This is a genomic window from Larkinella knui, assembly GCF_003858645.1.
GTDB classification, from domain to species: Bacteria; Bacteroidota; Bacteroidia; order Cytophagales; family Spirosomataceae; genus Larkinella; species Larkinella knui.
On the sequence record NZ_RQJP01000003.1, the window covers coordinates 504,978 to 521,635 of the forward strand.

Consider the following 16,658-nt stretch of genomic DNA (forward strand, 5'->3'; position numbering starts at 1 on the left):
GGAAAGAAAATCGATCTAACCACAATGTAGAAAAAAATTATACCCGCCACAATTCCAGTTCGGCCGGTATTACTTTCTGATCCTTCATCAGCGCCACTTTCATCGACCCCACCAGGTAGTTCACCCCCTTGATGTGGACTTTGTTCCGGAAGCTGAAGGTGGCCAGATCGGCGGGCGTCAAATTCACCACCTTATTTACCCGGAAGGTCGATTCCTTAAACGCTTCAAATCTTCCATATCCGGCATTCACCAGGTTATTCGATCCGTTCCAGATCAGGCTTCGCGTTCCGCAGGTATGGGTCGCTCTGGGCTTGCCGCTTACTATGCCATTCCAGAACAGGATCTTTGGATTGCCTTTGTTCTGGCTATCCTTATTGTTTGGGCTGATCCCTGGCTGGCTGGTCATGGCCAGGCCCGAAACCGGGTTTTTCAGGTAGGTCGATAAACGGGATCGAATCGGTAGCACCGAACCGCCTTCGTTGGCCACCGTTTCGGGCGTGATATACTTATCCATCGATGGCGGGATCGGCTTCATCAGCGCATCATTTGAATCGAGTTCATACCCTAATTCTAAGCGGTTTACGGTTTCGGGCGTTTTCGTGTGGCCAGGATCCGCTTTTGAAGTCCAGTCCAGCAAACAGGGAGCCGCCAGAATGTCATCCACAAAACCGATATCGGCCACCTTCCGCCGAACGTCGAAATCCAGATACAGATTAAACAGCTTCCGAAGCTCGATCAGCAGACCGCCACCAGTCAGATCCGGAAGATGATTGGCGGGAAAGATCGCCGAAGCGCCATCCAACGAATACAGATTCGCCAGGATCAGCCGCGCCAGATCCGGATCATCCAGAAAAACGCCCTGGAAGCGCCAGCCGGTTTTTAATCCAAATTGCGCCAGCACCCACCGAAGAAAGAAGTGGGGAACCCTGGCTTCGGCGGCATAGCTGGACGTTCCCGAATTGTAACTGTTCATGACGCCAGTAAAAGCCTGGTTCCCGTAAAACCCCGGATTTTCGATCGATGGAAAACAGTACGCATCGGCCAGGTGATTCGCGGCCGCCATTGGAGCACCAGGCAGAGCCAGCGAAGCGAAAGGAATTTCCGACAGAGCCAGCCCTTGCAGATCGCCGAAGATTTCGCCCAGGTTTTGCGTAAAAAACAACGTCGTTCCCGCTTCGGCCGACTCCTGGATTTTCACATATCCCGATTCGATCACCTGGCTATCGACGTACTTTTCACAGAAATACCGACGGTTGGTATAACCCGCTTGCGGATCATAAAAATAACCCAGCACCCGGCGATTTAAGGGCGTATCCGGAAGCGTAAAGGTGTTGACCCTGGCCCCTTGCACCGTGGCGAAGTCCAGGATCGGATTATACTTTTCCAGGGTGATCTGGCTGGCCGGATTCAGATCCACCGAATAGCCTTCGATTCGGATATCGAACATTATTTTAAGTTGCTGGCACCGGCCACCACGGAAATGTTATTGAACACGTTTACAAACGTTTGTACAGAAAGATCTTTGGCCGCAATCCGGGCCAGGTAGTCGTTCCCCTGGTTTTCCAGACCGGCCAAATGATCCAGCTTCGTCCGGATAGTCAACGCCAGAAAGGCGTTCCCGCTTTGCTCGGCTTTGATCAGTTGCTCCAGCTGGGCTTCGATCTGGCTCATCAGCAACGAATGATTGTACCCCATTACCTGACGCATCAGCAATAATTCCCCCTGGATCATCTTTTGGGCCTGCTCATTTTGGGCCGCCAGCGTCGTCGCAAATTTGCCCGCGAAAAATTCCTGAAGTTCCGTCATGCCCAAAACCATCGCTTCGGTATTGTCGGCGATGGCTTCCATCATTTCCTGGCTTTTAGCAATCTCTTCATTGGTGGCGTCCAGGCTGGCCGCTGCCGATTCCGCGCCCGCTGATCCATCCCCCGAAGATCCGTAATTAGCGCCCGAATCACTTCCACCGCCACCGCCGTCGGATAGAAAATCATTGGCATTGTAGGAAATGCCACCATCGGCGTACTTTCTCCAGCCGGGCGCTTTCGGCACATAATCGCCGTAGGTGCCGCCATCCTGGAAGATCTTCGCCCCGTTTTTGTGCATACTCGAATGCAACAGCAGATCGATCATCGGGCCGTTATTCTTGCGCGTTTCCCTGGAAAGAACCATAAACGGTTCACCCCCTTCCGCTTCGGCCACTTCCAGGCCGGTTGCCCGATCAATCATCGAAATACCGCCTTCACCGGGCCGCGAACCGTGGCGCCCACCCTGAAGCACCCCGGCATTTTTGAAGTACCCAGCGCCAATTTTGCCCCCTTTCTCAAACGTGGGTGGCGATTGCTTTTTGATCATGGCCACCTGGACCGCCGTGGCCACAGCCGCCCCGGCCACTCCGATCAGTCCCAACGGCCAGCCCATTGTTCCCAGCGATTTCAGGGCCGCTTGCGCCCCGTTGACGATCGCCATCGTAATGTTCAAGGCCTGTTCCCGTTTCCAAGCTTTCAGCTTTTCTTCCTTGATTTTGGCGTCCGATTCCTTCGTTAGTTCCAGTACTTTTTCGTCGTACTGATCCTTACTGATCACACCCTTATCATACTGATCTTTCCAGGCGGTAATCTGGGTGTTTTTTTCTTTGGTGATTTTGGCCACCTGGCTATCCAGGTACTTCTGATTCAGTTGTTGCATGACCCCGATCACCTGGCCCGCTACCTGAAGCGTTTCCTGGCCTTTCTGGGTGAAGTCCTGAAGGGCTTTCTGGTTCTTCGCTTCTTCGTTCGATAGCTTCAGATTCAGGATGTTTAGAAAGCCCGAAAAGTCGCCTTTCATCAGCCCATCCACCGCCGAAAAGAACTGTTTCTGGTTCTCCAGGCGTTGGGCGGTTTTCTCGGCCGCCAGCGCCGTCTTTTCCGATTCATACCGGATATCGTTCGATTTCAGTTCCGCTTTCAGCCGGTCATCGATCGCCTTGTCGGCCACCGCCCGCCGATCCTTATCGGCGATCAGTTCTTTATTTTTCTCCTTTTCTTCGGCCGCTTCGCTGGCCAGTTTTTGCTTGTTGTAGTTGTACTCCGCCGTCAGCCGATCCAGCTTTGCATCGTATATAGCCTGGGCGTTATTCTTGGCCAACGATAGATTCAGATCCGCATTGGCCACGGCGGCCTGGAATTGGGCATCAAACAACTGGCGTTCGCCCGCCAATTCTTTTTCCCGTTTTTCCTGATTCTTCTGGGTTTCCTTCTGGCGCTGGGCGTCGTTCTCCAGCTGGATATCCGAGGAAAGTTTTTTATTGATCAGATCCAGGGCATCGGCTTTGCGCTTATCGTCCGAGATGGTTCGTTCCACTTCCGCCTTTGCCTGGGCGGCCTGAAACCGTAATTCTTCCAGCTTCCGTTCGTGCTCATCGGTGATCATGCTGATCAGCAGTTTTTTCTGAGCATCGGCCGCGTCCTGATCTTCTTTCGTCTTTTTATCCCGGTACTCTTTTTCGATAGCCGCCTTCCCGGTTTCATACGCTTTATCGGCGGCTTCATACTGGGCCACTTTCAGCTTTCGATCCGCCACGCTTTCCTGGATCTTCTGTTTTTCCTGATCCAGTTCAAATTTCAGTTGGGCAATTTTCCGGGTTTGTTCGTCGGCGATGGCCGCGATGTTGGCTTTCGTGGTGGCGTCGATTGCATCCTGGTTGGCTTTTTTCTTCGCTTCGGCTTGCTGTTTTTCGTGCTCCTGGCGAAGCTTCTGATCGTTCGACAAATAGCCCGCGTTATCCGTCGTCATCGTGGCCAGGCCGCCCTTATTGGCCAGGGCCGCATCCTTCGCCGACAGTTCGCCCCCGGTTTTGCTGGTGGCCACCTTTTTATCCACATGGCTTTGGTGATCCGCTTCGATCAGGGCTTGTTCGGATTTGATCTTCTCCGAATAGCCTTTTCCGTAGGCTTCGGCGATTTTGGCCCCGCCACCACTCCAGATTTTAGCCGCCCCGGCAAAGTCCAGATTTTTCAGCGCCGAACCGAAATCACTTACCAGCTGAAGACCGGTTTTCAGGGCTTCCCAGACGCCCGCAATGCCCGCCCGAAGCGGTTGGATATTATTGTACAGCAAGGCAAACCCCGCCACCAGCAGCGCCACGGCGGTAATCACCAAACCGATCGGGTTCATTTCCATTACCACGTTCAGCGCCGTTTGTGCCGTTGTTACGGAAGCCGTGGCGATAGTCTGGATTTTTTTGGCGGCTGCAATCCGAAGCGCGTTTGCTTCCGTTACAATCGCCTGGGCGTTGAAGGTAATCAGGGCCACTGTCAGTGCCCCGAAGGCCACCTTGTTATCATTGATAAAAGCCGGAGCCGCCCGAATCGTATTGACAAAGGTTAACAGCGCCGTTCCGCCCGCCAGCACCACCGGAATCAACGCCTGGCCGAAATCCACCGATAGGCCTTTTACCTCTTTGCCCATTTTTGCCAGTTCGGCGGCCGCATTGGTGTTTTTCTTGGTGGCTTCATCGGTCATGCTGGTGGCCTTCTGCATTTCGACCATCGAAAGCTTTTGATTATCCGTCACCAGCTTGGTTTGATCCTTCAGCAACGACATGACTTTTGTGGCTTCCTGCGATTTGATCCCCAAATCCGAAAGCCGTTTCGCCACTTCATCGGCCGGAACCCCCTTCAAACTAGTGGCCAAATCCAGCAGGAATTTATTGGGATCCGTGTTGATGAGGTTCTTCATTTCGACTTCCGTAATGCCCAACTGTTTGGCAAACGCCCCGGTATCTTTGGCCGCCGTCAGCAGAATGTTAGAGACCCCACCGGCCGCAATTTCAGCCGATAGCCCCAATTCCTGAAGGGCCGCGCCCAGCCCCATCGTCTGGGATATTTGCGGACTTAAATTGCCCAGTTGACCCATGCGGGCCGTGAAGTCGGCCACCACCGGAGCCGTGGCCGAACCGGCCGCGCCCAGGGCGTTCAGGGCGGATCCGATTTGATTGATGGCCACGCCCGCCTGGAGATCCTTCGTTTCTTTAAACAGCTTCTGAAGCGTACCGATCGAACTGGCCACTTCTTCCGCCCCGCCCGTAAACTCATCCCCCAGGGCGATCACCGCTTTATCGACCGATTCGACAAACCCTAAAACGTCCTCTTTAGCGATCCCTAACTGGCCCGCCACTTTGGCAATATCGGTCAGATCGGCCACCGCCGTCCGGGTGTTGATTTTGCCGATCTCTTCTACCAGTCCTTCCACTTCCTGGCTGGTCATGTTCGTGGACTTTTCAATATCAGCCATTGCATCCGACATTTGGGCGGCTGCCGTCACGGATTCTTTCCCGAAACTGATCACTTCCTCGATGATGTTTTCCAGACTGAAGGCCGCGAACGTACTGGCAAACCCTTCTTTGATGCGATCCAGCGACGAAGGTGTTTTATCCAGGTGGGTCCGGAGAGCGTCCATTTCCTGGCCCACCTGGCGGATCCGGTTATCCACCCCATCGACCTCTTTCATTTTGTCGATCCAGGCATCGGATCCCACTTTCAGATCCTTCAGTTCCGCGTTCAACTGGCGACTTCGGGCGGTTAATTCCCGCATGGACGCATCCGAAAGATCGATGGCGCTGGTAAACTCTTTAATCTCGGCTTTTAGCTCGGCCTGAAGGACTTTCATTTCTTTCCAGGCGTCGGTTCCTTCTTCGCCCGCTTCCTTCATCCGCCTAATTTCTTTGTTCACTTCGGCGGCTGATTTCTGAAGTTCTTTCAGGGTGGCGTCGCCTTCATCCCCATCGATCAGCAGCTTGATTCTACTTACTTCAAAGTCGTTCATGGCTATCAAAAAAAATGCTTCCGACGAACTTCGCCGAAAGCATTTTCTTACCATAGGACATAAAAACCCACTATTTTTTAGACATTTCCGTCCAGTTGGTTTGCTCGAAATGTAACCGATCCACCAAGTTTTTAAAGTTGCCCAAAGGAAATTCGGTCGTTTTTAAAACAAGGGCTTCGAACAAATTAAACGATTTGCCAATCCAAGGAGGTATACGGGACAGACAAAAACTGCTGTGACAATTGCGAAAAATTGATCTTCCATTCTGTTTCAGCTTTGCTGTAAACGAACGCTAGTAGTAGATCCCTTATACTTACTACATCTAAATAATACGCGAAGGTATAGGTAAAATGAGATTTGGTTCTTGGCGAATATTTGCATCAAATCATAAAATGGATCGGACGCAATAGAAACCCGATTTTATTAATTGAATTACAAAAATCAGTCTCACGTTGTATATATCAAACCCTAAACAATTCTATTACAAAATATTATTTAATATTATCATATCAATAGACAAAAATATTTTAATGTTAAAAAATATTCATGTTATTATATCTGTTTTTGCAATCTATATCAAAAACAATTTGAAAAAATACGGGAAATTTCCCGTTTAATTATATGATTTTTATACTTACCTTTAAAAACATAATCATCAAACAAGGCACTCAAAATGGATGTGTCAAAAGAGGAAAACAAGCCAATTTTAGGTAGTCTTAAGGATGAACTTTTCCTTCTAAGCTTTCTAGTGATATCAATAGGCGTAGTGTATACAGACGCTTATTATCAATTTTTTGGTTTTAAATACCAGTTTTGGAATCTTTCTACTACCCATATAATTTACAAAGGCATTACAACTCTATTTGTATCTCCATTATTGATAATTCCATACTTGACCGCTATTATCCTTATAATTATTGAGCTTATTGCTATTAGGTTAAATTGGTTGATTTTTATTTTTTTTCGAGTACCATTATCTTATTTGGTTCTTTTAGTCCTTTTAGCCATTTTGTATCCACTATCTGCTAGAGCTGGAGAATTACAAGCCCGTAAAGATTTATACGCTCATACAACTACACTACCAAAAATAAAACTCATGGTTGTAGGAGATCTAAAAATTCGGTCCCCTGAAGATTCATGTGTTTTATTTATGTTAGATGGCTCATTTGTAATTTACTTTACCCCGTTAGCTCCTGATGATAAGGCCGCGGCACCAATAATTAAAAGAGTTCAATCTTCTTCAGTCACTATACTAGAAACATATACACATTAAACATGAAAACTATTCTGCTCATTATCCTATGTTTATTAACTTGGTTAATTTCATCTTATATTACACCTACTTTTGATGTAATCGATAATGATAATACCCAATTATATGGAAAAATCATTTCAATTACAGAAGGCCGTATTCAATTCCGCCAGAATTGTGATGGAAGACTTAAGACCTATCCTTTTTCAGATGGTATTAGTATTAAATTTAACACACAATGTAAAGAGCCTGGATATACTATGAGCAGTAGTCCAGTTATTATTTTTAACCCATGTACTCGAAGAAAAATCTATACGATTTCTTTTAAAAAATTTAGCTACTACTACGCTAACGATATTCAACTTGATAGTGAAAAGCTAGTTGTAAACTTTGCAAATGGACAAACAAGGACTTATCTGAGAAACAGCTTGAATGAATCAATCAACTGGATCGTTCTTAGAAATGAATGTGAATCCGAAATTCAAACAAATTTCACTTTGCCGAATGGTTTATAACACCATTTTTGATTCAACTATCTAGATTCAATCAATACGCTGCTTGGAGTTCTGAAAACTAAAGTGATTTCTATATTTAATAAATAAAAATTGTGATTTCATTTTTCGTTATTTTCTCCAAACTTCCGAGCCAAATACGGCGCAATCAATTCGGAATACCGGGATCCTAACTGTTTTTGTGCCTGTTTGATCATTTCCATTTTTCCCGAATTATACCACGTTCCCCGGTAGCCCCGCTTCACCGATGGCACCTTTCGGCGGCCGATACTGATCGCCCAGGCGATTCGCCGGGCGGCATTGGTAACGGTCGGAACCGCCTTTCCTTTGTAGCCCATCACATAGGCGAAGCGATCCAGGCCGATCTTTTCCACAAAGAATTCCATCGCATCCACCGGCGCATTATGCGAATAGCGCAATTGGGCCATATCCTTAAAACGGCCATACTGACGGAAGTCGATTTCGACCGCCAGCGTCGTCGCCGTACGAAGGATGTGATACTGGAAATCCCGCTTCAGTTCATCAGTTAAAATCAGGCCATACTTTGTAATATGTTCCTGGAAGCGTTCGATGGCATCTTTGGCGATTTCCTGAACCAGATCCGCCAGATCGTCGTAAATCTCGTTGATATCCATCGTTATACAAATGCGCCGTGGGTGAATTCCAGATACACTTTATCGCCCGAAACCCCATCCAGGCCATCCGTAAAAAACAGCTTTTTACCCCCGCTGGCATTATACGGAATGAGGGGATAGGTGTTTCGTAAAACGCCATTCACGTATACATTGACCGCCCCGTAACCGCCACCCAGCGGATGTTTCAGCAGAAATTTCCAGATTCCCGGCGTTTGAAGTGGTAAATCTAAATCGTTGGTATTCATCGGATACACGTTCGGGCCGGGCGTCATTCCCCACAGGTTTCCGGCCTTAGGATCCTGATCGTAATAAATGTAAAAGTTTACGGGTGAATTTGATCGGTAGTGAAAGCAACCCACCGGCACCGCCCAGGTGTAGTTTTCAGGGCCGGATATACAGCTTCCGTTCGCATCGGCGTAGGCCTGCGTATTCAGACGCGCCCAGGCGTCGGCTGCTTTGGCGTCCGCGTCGGCCTGGCTCACTTCGCTACCGTAGGCACCGGCCGGAATGGTGATCGTGGCCGGGCCGCCAAACTGGCCAGCCGGACAGGTTTGGCGAAGGTAGGTCCCTACCTGTTCGATTAGCCCATTTTCAAACGGCGAAGCCAGACAGCTGGCCGATTCGACGGGCGAAAGATAGCCTTCCGTTCCGGGAACGTTGGCTTTCAGGGGAACGCCCACCACCTTTTTATGATCGTCCAGGTAATACTTCTCCAGGACTGAAACTTGCATCAAACCGGTTCGTTTGCCATCGCCATCCACCAGGCAGGCCGTGGCTTTAGGCCGCCAGCCGGTCGGCCGCTGAGACAGCGCCGAAATGGCCGGAAGCTGGGAATAATTCCGACTGGCGTTGCCGAATTCAAACACCAGTGTCCGCCCGATCAGTTCTTCATCATCGATCTTCGGCACCAGCTTCTCATCCCCTGGCACCAACGGAATCATGGCCCGATCGGCCACCAGGTAGACTTCCTTCGACAGTTGGAGTTCTTCCAGATACCGCAGGCCTTCGGCCGACAGCCAGCCCGTGGCCACCGACAGTTCCCGGATGCCCGTTACCGCATTGATCACCCGTTCGGAATACGACGGCAGGAATTCCCAGCCCGCATACCGATCGCTGATCGATCGGTTCAGCTTCAGACCTTCCTGGCCCTGGCCGGTTAAACAAAGCGTATCGAACCCGCCCAGGCTATTACCAAATACCAGGAAGCGAATATTCCGCCGATATTGCTGATCCATCCGGAATTCGCGCTTTTCACTGATCCGTTCATCGTTTTCATTCACCAGCCAAACCCGGTATGAAGTCAACGGTTTGGGTTTCAGATCCAGGCCCAGGGCTTTCGGGCCGACTGGCACACAGTAGACCGTATACGGAAAGACGTTTTCCAGTTCGTCCGAAACGCCTTCATCCGATGTCAGATCGCTGTAATAAGCCTGAAAAACCGTCCGTATCCGGGTGGGCGACGGCGTGAAATTGGTCAGGAAGTACAGAAATTCGGGCTGATCAGCCTGGATAATTTTAGGGTTAGCCGCCCAAGTCAGAAACCGGCGCTGTGGCCCAATGAATTCGGTAAAAAACTGCTCTTTAAACTGAGCGTAATCGACCTCAGAAATGCCCGCTTTCACAATGTATTGAACCGGCTGGGTTTCGCTGAAGATCTCTTCGCCATCGTTTTCGATCGACAGAATGCAATAGTACGGCATGGTCAGGCGATCGGCGACCGAAATCCGCGCCTGGTTAAATTCGGGTGCGGTTCGCTCCAGAAGTGGATCCAGTTGGTTCTGAATCTCGAAGAAAGCGCCCTGGTATAACAGGCCCGAACCGGCCGATACGGGCGGTTGTTCGGCCGCTTCCAGGCGAACCAGCTGTTTGAACGTTCCAGCCAGGTAGAATTCGGGAATCATCACGGTACAGAAATACCGTAGATCGCCCCGAAGCGGATACAAATCGGGATCGGCGGCTTCGATATTGACCACGATGGGATTCATCGACAGGCGGGCCGGAAGATAGGTCTGGGTAGCTAAATAATCGATCATCGGAATAAGCGCGTGTTGATGTTAAGATCCAGTTGAACTTCCATGCGGTAGCCATAATGGGCATCGATCCACAGCTGATTAATGGATTCGAGTTTCAACGTATTCAGATCGAAGTGGATCAAAGCCCGATTATTATCCTTCATCAGTTTTGCCATTAGATCGTTCAGGATGGTCAGACTATCGGCGTAGGCGTCGATTTGCTGTTCCAGTTCATCGATGGGCGCTTTGATCAGGATCGAAATTCCGGTAAAGTAGCGAAGACACAAGTGGCCCGCGCCATTATCCGACGGCTGTAAAACGGGTTGTTCGAGCCAGCAAAAGGGATAATCGAAATCTGGAAGGGAACGGGCGAACTCGATTCCTTTTTCGACCGATCCGAAACAGAAGAATTTAATTTCCGGCGTAGCATCCGCCCAGTCCTGGAAGTACTTGATATACGATTTCAAATCGCCTACGATCATCATACGAATGGGTTTTTGATCGAAGATCAGGATCCACATTCGCACCTGGTAGGACGCAAAAAAAGCCAGTCTGTTTGTAGAATGGCTTAAATTAGAAACCCTAATATTTAAGATTCGATATAGGATTTAACGGCGATTATATCTTCATCTGGCATACCACTCAAATACATAGAATAGTAACCTGTCCATATAGAAAACCAAGAAAAAAAGTCGATGTACTGCGCAATAGTTAGAATCACTTTTCCATTCGACATTCTTTTTAATTCCTTGATTTTAATGTACACAACATCATCAATATCTTTTCTGTTTCTGAAAATTGCCACACCTTCTTCATGGTAAAATTTGGAACCCGTACGACGAAAAGTAAACCTTAAACGGCCACATGAATCTGTTCTAAATGTGCAGTAATCAATTCTTGGGATATTTCGGTAAAATGCAAAAGCGGAGAAAGATGCTCGTACATCATATTCCTGCAATCTGGCCATAAATTTATGTCGGTTCGAAAATGCAATTTACATAGTTTTCAGTCTTGGTTCTGTTCTGCCCGCTGATTGGCCCGTTTAATCTTCAGATTGTTATCCCGAAGAAACAGCCAAACCGTGTGACCGTTCTGTTTGCAGACGTTTTCAAAGTCACCAAATACGCCCAGCTTGGCGATATCCATAAACGTCGTAACCAGGCCTTCGCCGTTTTCATACAGGGGCGCTTCATCCTGATCTTCCGATGGCTCATAGGCCAGTTTATAGCCTTCTAAAAACCGGTTATTGGTAAACTCGAAGTACTGAAGGATCGCCATCACCACACCGATCGGCAAGTTCTTTTCCTGGAACACCTTCGCCCGTTCGTCGGATAGAACCGTATTGTACAATTCCCGCAAATCGCCGTTCCAATCCGTTGAAGACTTGAACGTTTGGGCGTCCGGGCGAATCGGCCGGCATAGGGTGGCCACCAGCTGAAACACCGCATGGATCACGGGCTGATCCTTCCGAACATAGGCGATATAATTGATATTGGCCATTGCGATTTCGATGGCGCTGGTATTACTAAAGCCTCCTTCCGGAAGAAGATAGGTAATACCGTCAAAGGTGAACGAATCGAACGGTTTGGCCTGGATCTTCGTCGTAAAGACCCAACTGGCCAGCCGCATCAGCCGCCATTTCTGGCTGGCGTTTAATTGCTCCAGTAATTTTTCCGAAGCCGATAAGAGCATTTTAGCGGCCGCGAATTTTAACAGGGCTGAAGACCCTGGCGAAGTGGTATCCGGATCCACCAGCTGAAGCGGAAGAAGCGCCTGGATTTGTTCGGGCGTACATTCCGCCCAGCCTTCCGGCATGGTAAATGATTTCGTACCGATTTGAATATTCTTCATCGCAGGAGTTGAAATAAAGTGATACCGGCCAGGATCCGCCAGGCCCAGGCTTCCAGCTGAAGCTTTTTTCGCCGATCGCCTTCGGTCGTTTTATCGTCCTGGGCTTTCTTCAGGTCACTCTTCAGCTGGGCTTCGCTCGCCTGGCTCACCACCAGGATATCTTTACAGGTTTGAAACCGGGCCTGGGCGATGGTGGCCGATTCCTGGGCGAAGTCGCCACGGATCAGATCGGCATGGATCCGCCTGGCATTCTCCATAAATTCCGCCCGAATGATGGAATCAGTTTCGGCTTTTATACCGCTGATTGATTGCCCGCATAGCTTCGACCAGGGAAAGGCGATCAGCAGAATCCAACGCCATTTTTTTACGTAGTTCCAGAATTTCATTCGCTTTATCTAAAAGTAAAAGATCTTTTTCCTTCAGCTTTTGGCCGTACTCAATCGACAAGCGAAACGCTTCATCCGCCCGAACTTGCCGAAGCAGTTCCACCCGTTCATCCTGGCAGGTCTGAAGACTTCGCTGGTTGAGAAAATACCCCACCGCCCAGCCGACGGCAGAAACCAGCATCGCCAGCCCCATTTCCCAGGCAAATCGGCGTCCATCCTGGCGAATGAATTGAAGAAGTGCTTTCATCAGTCCGCATTCGGTTTAAAGCTTTTCCAGTACGGGCTGATCCAGTTGGCGATCGCCTTGATCTCGCTGGTTTTGCGGAAATTGATGTAACAGCCATCCTTCGTTCCTTTGCCGCCCGATGTATTGAACCCGATACACTTCACCCGATCATCTTCATCCGGATCATACCGATCCTGGGCAATGCCTTCGATGTGGCTGGCGAACAGCGAAACGGCATCCATCCGCCCCGGTTTCAATCCGATCCGCTGGTTTCCCCGCCCGTTTCGTTTGTAGATGATGGTCTTCGGCTGGCTGAAGTACGATCGAACCATTCCCACACCCCGAACCGGTAAGACCACCGAATTAATGGCGTGAACGTAGTAAAAAGCACTGGCGCAGTAGTGGGCGCGGGTCGGCAGATTGCTAAACCGGTTAATGGCCGCAATCCAAACCGCATCGTTCCGATCGGTTCGTTCGGTTTTGCCGACAAAGGTGGCCGCCGAATCATACACCGCCTGGCGAAGCTGGGCTTCCGATTCAAACACCAGCGGCCCCCGTGGAAGCGGCCGCTTCGATTCACCGGCCAATTTAGCCAGCGACGAAGCGGCCGCTTTTTTGGGGGTTTGCCCGTTTACGGTTTGACCGAATGCGACAAGGCCAGAAAGAATAATAAGCCTAAACAGAAAATGGTAGTGATGAGCGATCGTTGCCACGGCGTTAGTTCTTCGTTGAATTCGGTATAAAAATCCTTCTTCGAGCGCAGAACGGGTAGGACATAAAAACCCATGAAGGGAACAATCAGAAACAGGATCGCCAGCGCCACCGGCAGATCCGAAAACACCACCAACTTTTCAAAAAAGAACTTCTGGATCGATGTGATATCGTACGGCTGAAGGTGTTTTTCCGCTGGAAGCGTTTCGTTTAGCCCCTGGATGTAGGTCTGAAGCCCCATAAACTGGCGGTAACAAAAGGCGATGGCCGCCAGGATCCCCACCACCTGGAGCATGGCCACCACCGGCCGCTTCAGCAGCGGGAGCCTGGGCTTTTCTTCGCCCCGATCCGGAAGGCTCTGATCCAGCCCCAGTTCCTGGCCGATCTGAAACGCCCGCTGTTCATCTTCCCGCGCCAGGCGCAGCAGCGTCCGTTTTTCTTCTTCGTCGGTTTCCTGGCGGGCGATGGCGCGAAAGTTTTCAGCATCCATCAGATGGGTTTCGCGCACTTGACCCAGCCGGGCGCGTTGGGCGATAATTTCCGATTGTTCTTCTTCCTGAAGCCGCAACAGATCCGCTTCGGCGGCCTGAATGGCTTCCTGGGCTTTCTGGCGCTGGGATTCCAGGGATTCGGACTTCAGCCGGTTCGGCTTGAACGGATGGCCGTTCAGTATTGATTTTGGGGTTTCATTGGCCCCAGTTGGGCCGTTGACGGTTTTGGTAGTCATTGGTTGGAATACGATTTTAAACGATTGACAAAAACACGGATAACGGCCACGGTAGCCAGGTAGAAAAACAGGTGAAACACCAGTAAAAGAATGGCCAGGACTGGAAACCAAAGTGGCGCAAACAGCCAGAACCAGGAGACATCAATGAAGGCTAACGCATTCAGTAGAATCGCTACCAAAAAGGCGAATTCCAATCCGCCCAGGATCAACAACGTTTTAAAATTCATAGCACATAAAAAGGATTAGAGGGATCGTTTTTCGGCCGCCGAACGTGGCCCGATTCAACCGGCGCGACGTACAAATCGGAAGTGTAGTAAAGCGGGAAGACCGTGGCCGAAGCCTGGGCGTTCAGGCAGTTTCGGAGTTCGGCGGCTTTTTCGTGGCCAGCCGCCAGGGCGTTACTGCGGATGATGTTCAGCCGTTCACCCGTTAGGGCGTTTTCGTTCACAATCCCATCCGTTTCCGACACCAGGCGCAGATCCGTATTCATGTTCAGATACGGAACCGCCAGAGCGAAACCAAACTGAACCACGGCTTTCCGGGCCAGCGCCAGCACTTCTTTTTCTTCGGGCGAAAACAGCACTTCCGGAGCCGCCAGTTTTCCCTTCAGGTAATTTTCAAAGGCCGCGCCCAGCACCGGCCGGATAAACTCTTCTTCGGCGGCATTGAAATAATCCCGAATCGACAGATACAACCGGCGGCTTTTCTGGATGGCCGGAAAATATTTCGTGGCTTCGCTGGCCGAACTGATCAGCTGGCTTTTCTGGATCAGGAACGAAGCGGATCCCTTCCAGGTCGGAAACCAATCCGCCTTCCATTCCAGCCAGGCCAGGGCCGCTTCCAGGTAGCGATCCGCCTTTTCTTGGTGGCTTTTGACCGTGGCCACAAACAACCATTTGGGCATAGCCTGGGTATTGGGAACCGAATTCATCACCATACCGCCGTCGCCCGTTACTGTGATCAGCGACGGCATGGCATCCAGGTACGCATACCAGGCCAGCGCCATCCGAAGTTTATCCTTCAGCTGTTTCTGGGCCGCATCCAGGCCCGCCGTGGGCTGGGAAAGTTCATCGTACAACTCCTGGCCGATGGCCGGAATGATAAACGTCAGTTCCGCCCCGGCCACGAACGGCTTCCAGGTCTTCCAGTCCATTGTTTTCTGGATCCCGCCCAGGTACTCTTTCAGGCCGCCTTCATCGCCGACCGTTGCAGTGTTGTTAAACAGCATCTTCTTTGTCGTTTTCGGTGGTGGAAGATTTGGATGAATTCGGATTTTGACCCGCCCCGCCTGGCGTCACATCGTAGGTATAGAGCGAAATATTACGGATATCGAAATCCATTTCGGCAGGCCAGCCGTTGATCCGTTTGGTGATGTAGAGCACCTGAAGCAAAACCAGCCGATCGACGTACGTTAAAAAACCTTGCTGGTAATTGGCGGCCGCTTCCAGTTCTTTCCCCGATCCGCCCAGCTTGCCGCCCGTATCGATCCCCGCCAGCGTTGGAAGGACACCGTGGCCGCTGGCCTGGGCTACGTTGGCCGTGTTAAACAGGCTCATGTAGGCATCATCCGACATGGTGTTTTTCAACGGCGTAATGATCACCCCGACCATCGGCTGGCCGGTTAAATTGCTGGCGTGAAACGTAAACAGGGCTTTTTCGGCGTTGTCGGTTCCCGCCAGGCTTTCTCCCATTTCCTTCAAAACCGATTCCTTCAGCGCGTCTTTTTCTTCGTCGGTCAAGCCATCCTTATCGAAATACGTGTCCGGGATCGAAATGTGGTATTTGATATTGTACCCATTGTCCAGGCCGTTATCGTGAAATTTCGGGATCTTGTTGGCCACCTTGGCCCAGGTTTCGGTGGACCACCATTCCGGAAACGAATAGTAATCCTGGCCGGGCATTCGATCCATCAGCTGGAGAATACAAACCGGATACTTCGTCGGATCTTTCGGATCGAAAGCCGGAATGGTTTTCGTATCAGCCGCTTTATAGGCCTTCGTTCCGAAGTTGGGATTCACCAGGAAGGCCGACTTCTTCAATTCGCCCGCCTTCAGTTTGCGAACCCGGCATTTGAAGGCGTCGATCATTTCCACCCCCACCAGCTTCTTCGATACATCCAGCGTCAGCTGAAGAAAACCGTTCGCACAAAACGAATACTGGAGTGCCAGCGAAACAAATTCCAGATCCCAGCCCACCAGCTCTTTCCATTCCAGGAATTCCGGAAAAACCACCGGTTCAAACCGCGTCGGCTGGCCTTTGATCTCCTTTCCGGCATGGGTGTAAACGCCCAGGCCGGTCGTAAAATCCCGGCGTGTTTTGATCAGCCGCCACTTGTTGGGCGATTCGCTGGCCAGCTTGTGCATTTTGGTTAGCTGATCATCCTTCGCCCCCCAGGGAACGTACTCCGATCGGGACTTAAACCCCGCCCCGGCCGTATGCGTTGTTATGTCCGCTTCGCCGAACGTCACCAGGGCCGCTTCTTTTTTTGATCCGAACGATACCGTATACACGTTACCGGCCAGCTTGCGAATGTTGGACATC

General features: G+C 50.3%; 16 protein-coding genes. 2 read left to right on the forward strand and 14 right to left on the reverse strand.

All coding sequences use genetic code 11. From position 1 onward, the window contains the following. Window positions 1-37: 37 nt before the first annotated feature. Both EHT87_RS16145 and EHT87_RS16150 read right to left on the reverse strand, forming a co-directional pair. Window positions 38-1,447 (reverse strand): hypothetical protein, encoded by a 1,410-nt coding sequence (locus EHT87_RS16145; protein WP_124907686.1) that lies wholly within the window; start codon window positions 1,445-1,447, stop codon window positions 38-40. Beyond that, on the reverse strand, window positions 1,447-5,805 hold the full coding sequence (locus EHT87_RS16150) for a phage tail tape measure protein (protein ID WP_185716245.1): 4,359 nt from the start codon (window positions 5,803-5,805) through the stop codon (window positions 1,447-1,449). The genes EHT87_RS16145 and EHT87_RS16150 overlap by 1 nt, the downstream gene beginning before the upstream one ends. 673 nt (window positions 5,806-6,478) lie before the next feature. Between EHT87_RS16150 and EHT87_RS16155 the strand changes: the two genes are divergently transcribed. Continuing rightward, a complete protein-coding gene (locus tag EHT87_RS16155) occupies window positions 6,479-7,078 on the forward strand; it encodes a hypothetical protein (protein WP_124907688.1) in 600 nt (199 codons plus the stop codon). Between the two features lie 2 nt (window positions 7,079-7,080). After that, entirely contained in the window at window positions 7,081-7,572 is a 492-nt protein-coding gene (locus EHT87_RS16160) for a hypothetical protein (RefSeq protein ID WP_124907689.1), read from the forward strand. Between the two features lie 98 nt (window positions 7,573-7,670). Here EHT87_RS16160 and EHT87_RS16165 read toward each other — a convergent pair whose 3' ends face one another. From EHT87_RS16165 to EHT87_RS16220, 12 genes are all read right to left on the reverse strand, one after another. Continuing rightward, window positions 7,671-8,204: a hypothetical protein gene (locus EHT87_RS16165; RefSeq protein ID WP_124907690.1), complete on the reverse strand. Its 534-nt coding sequence runs from the start codon at window positions 8,202-8,204 to the stop codon at window positions 7,671-7,673. Window positions 8,205-8,206: 2 nt separating this feature from the next. After that, window positions 8,207-10,237 (reverse strand): DUF5977 domain-containing protein, encoded by a 2,031-nt coding sequence (locus EHT87_RS16170; RefSeq protein ID WP_124907691.1) that lies wholly within the window; start codon window positions 10,235-10,237, stop codon window positions 8,207-8,209. Beyond that, window positions 10,234-10,701, reverse strand: a complete 468-nt coding sequence (locus tag EHT87_RS16175) for a hypothetical protein (RefSeq protein ID WP_124907692.1) — start codon at window positions 10,699-10,701, stop codon at window positions 10,234-10,236. Before EHT87_RS16175 ends, EHT87_RS16170 begins: the two co-directional genes overlap by 4 nt. Before the next feature lie 104 nt (window positions 10,702-10,805). Further along, the gene (locus EHT87_RS16180; protein ID WP_124907693.1) at window positions 10,806-11,183 is read right to left on the reverse strand and encodes a hypothetical protein; all 378 of its coding nucleotides are present in this window, start codon (window positions 11,181-11,183) and stop codon (window positions 10,806-10,808) included. A gap of 38 nt (window positions 11,184-11,221) precedes the next feature. Beyond that, the gene (locus tag EHT87_RS16185; protein ID WP_124907694.1) at window positions 11,222-12,067 is read right to left on the reverse strand and encodes a hypothetical protein; all 846 of its coding nucleotides are present in this window, start codon (window positions 12,065-12,067) and stop codon (window positions 11,222-11,224) included. After that, window positions 12,064-12,324, reverse strand: coding sequence for a hypothetical protein (locus tag EHT87_RS16190; protein ID WP_124907695.1), 261 nt, complete (start codon window positions 12,322-12,324; stop codon window positions 12,064-12,066). The genes EHT87_RS16185 and EHT87_RS16190 overlap by 4 nt, the downstream gene beginning before the upstream one ends. A gap of 22 nt (window positions 12,325-12,346) precedes the next feature. Continuing rightward, entirely contained in the window at window positions 12,347-12,700 is a 354-nt protein-coding gene (locus EHT87_RS16195; protein ID WP_124907696.1) for a hypothetical protein, read from the reverse strand. Beyond that, window positions 12,700-13,392 carry a hypothetical protein gene (locus EHT87_RS16200; protein ID WP_124907697.1) on the reverse strand — a complete coding sequence of 231 codons (693 nt, stop codon included), beginning with the start codon at window positions 13,390-13,392 and terminating at the stop codon, window positions 12,700-12,702. Before EHT87_RS16200 ends, EHT87_RS16195 begins: the two co-directional genes overlap by 1 nt. Beyond that, entirely contained in the window at window positions 13,311-14,117 is an 807-nt protein-coding gene (locus EHT87_RS16205; protein WP_124907698.1) for a hypothetical protein, read from the reverse strand. Before EHT87_RS16205 ends, EHT87_RS16200 begins: the two co-directional genes overlap by 82 nt. Then, window positions 14,114-14,344, reverse strand: a complete 231-nt coding sequence (locus EHT87_RS16210; protein WP_124907699.1) for a hypothetical protein — start codon at window positions 14,342-14,344, stop codon at window positions 14,114-14,116. The genes EHT87_RS16205 and EHT87_RS16210 overlap by 4 nt, the downstream gene beginning before the upstream one ends. Beyond that, window positions 14,341-15,345, reverse strand: coding sequence for a DUF6712 family protein (locus tag EHT87_RS16215; RefSeq protein ID WP_124907700.1), 1,005 nt, complete (start codon window positions 15,343-15,345; stop codon window positions 14,341-14,343). Before EHT87_RS16215 ends, EHT87_RS16210 begins: the two co-directional genes overlap by 4 nt. Further along, entirely contained in the window at window positions 15,335-16,657 is a 1,323-nt protein-coding gene (locus EHT87_RS16220; RefSeq protein WP_124907701.1) for a phage portal family protein, read from the reverse strand. The genes EHT87_RS16215 and EHT87_RS16220 overlap by 11 nt, the downstream gene beginning before the upstream one ends. Window position 16,658: the final 1 nt, after the last annotated feature.

What these genes read in the sequence shown, in the direction of transcription:
- EHT87_RS16175 (WP_124907692.1), bottom strand. Translation starts at nt 10,701, where the DNA reads ATGATGATCGTAGGCGATTTGAAATCGTATATCAAGTACTTCCAGGAC.
- EHT87_RS16205 (WP_124907698.1), bottom strand. Translation starts at nt 14,117, where the DNA reads ATGACTACCAAAACCGTCAACGGCCCAACTGGGGCCAATGAAACCCCA.
- EHT87_RS16215 (WP_124907700.1), bottom strand. Translation starts at nt 15,345, where the DNA reads ATGCTGTTTAACAACACTGCAACGGTCGGCGATGAAGGCGGCCTGAAA.
- EHT87_RS16220 (WP_124907701.1), bottom strand. Translation starts at nt 16,657, where the DNA reads ATGTCCAACATTCGCAAGCTGGCCGGTAACGTGTATACGGTATCGTTC.
- EHT87_RS16210 (WP_124907699.1), bottom strand. Translation starts at nt 14,344, where the DNA reads ATGAATTTTAAAACGTTGTTGATCCTGGGCGGATTGGAATTCGCCTTT.
- EHT87_RS16160 (WP_124907689.1), top strand. Translation starts at nt 7,081, where the DNA reads ATGAAAACTATTCTGCTCATTATCCTATGTTTATTAACTTGGTTAATT.
- EHT87_RS16180 (WP_124907693.1), bottom strand. Translation starts at nt 11,183, where the DNA reads ATGGCCAGATTGCAGGAATATGATGTACGAGCATCTTTCTCCGCTTTT.
- EHT87_RS16150 (WP_185716245.1), bottom strand. Translation starts at nt 5,805, where the DNA reads ATGAACGACTTTGAAGTAAGTAGAATCAAGCTGCTGATCGATGGGGAT.
- EHT87_RS16145 (WP_124907686.1), bottom strand. Translation starts at nt 1,447, where the DNA reads ATGTTCGATATCCGAATCGAAGGCTATTCGGTGGATCTGAATCCGGCC.
- EHT87_RS16190 (WP_124907695.1), bottom strand. Translation starts at nt 12,324, where the DNA reads ATGGAGAATGCCAGGCGGATCCATGCCGATCTGATCCGTGGCGACTTC.
- EHT87_RS16165 (WP_124907690.1), bottom strand. Translation starts at nt 8,204, where the DNA reads ATGGATATCAACGAGATTTACGACGATCTGGCGGATCTGGTTCAGGAA.
- EHT87_RS16155 (WP_124907688.1), top strand. Translation starts at nt 6,479, where the DNA reads ATGGATGTGTCAAAAGAGGAAAACAAGCCAATTTTAGGTAGTCTTAAG.
- EHT87_RS16170 (WP_124907691.1), bottom strand. Translation starts at nt 10,237, where the DNA reads ATGATCGATTATTTAGCTACCCAGACCTATCTTCCGGCCCGCCTGTCG.
- EHT87_RS16195 (WP_124907696.1), bottom strand. Translation starts at nt 12,700, where the DNA reads ATGAAAGCACTTCTTCAATTCATTCGCCAGGATGGACGCCGATTTGCC.
- EHT87_RS16185 (WP_124907694.1), bottom strand. Translation starts at nt 12,067, where the DNA reads ATGAAGAATATTCAAATCGGTACGAAATCATTTACCATGCCGGAAGGC.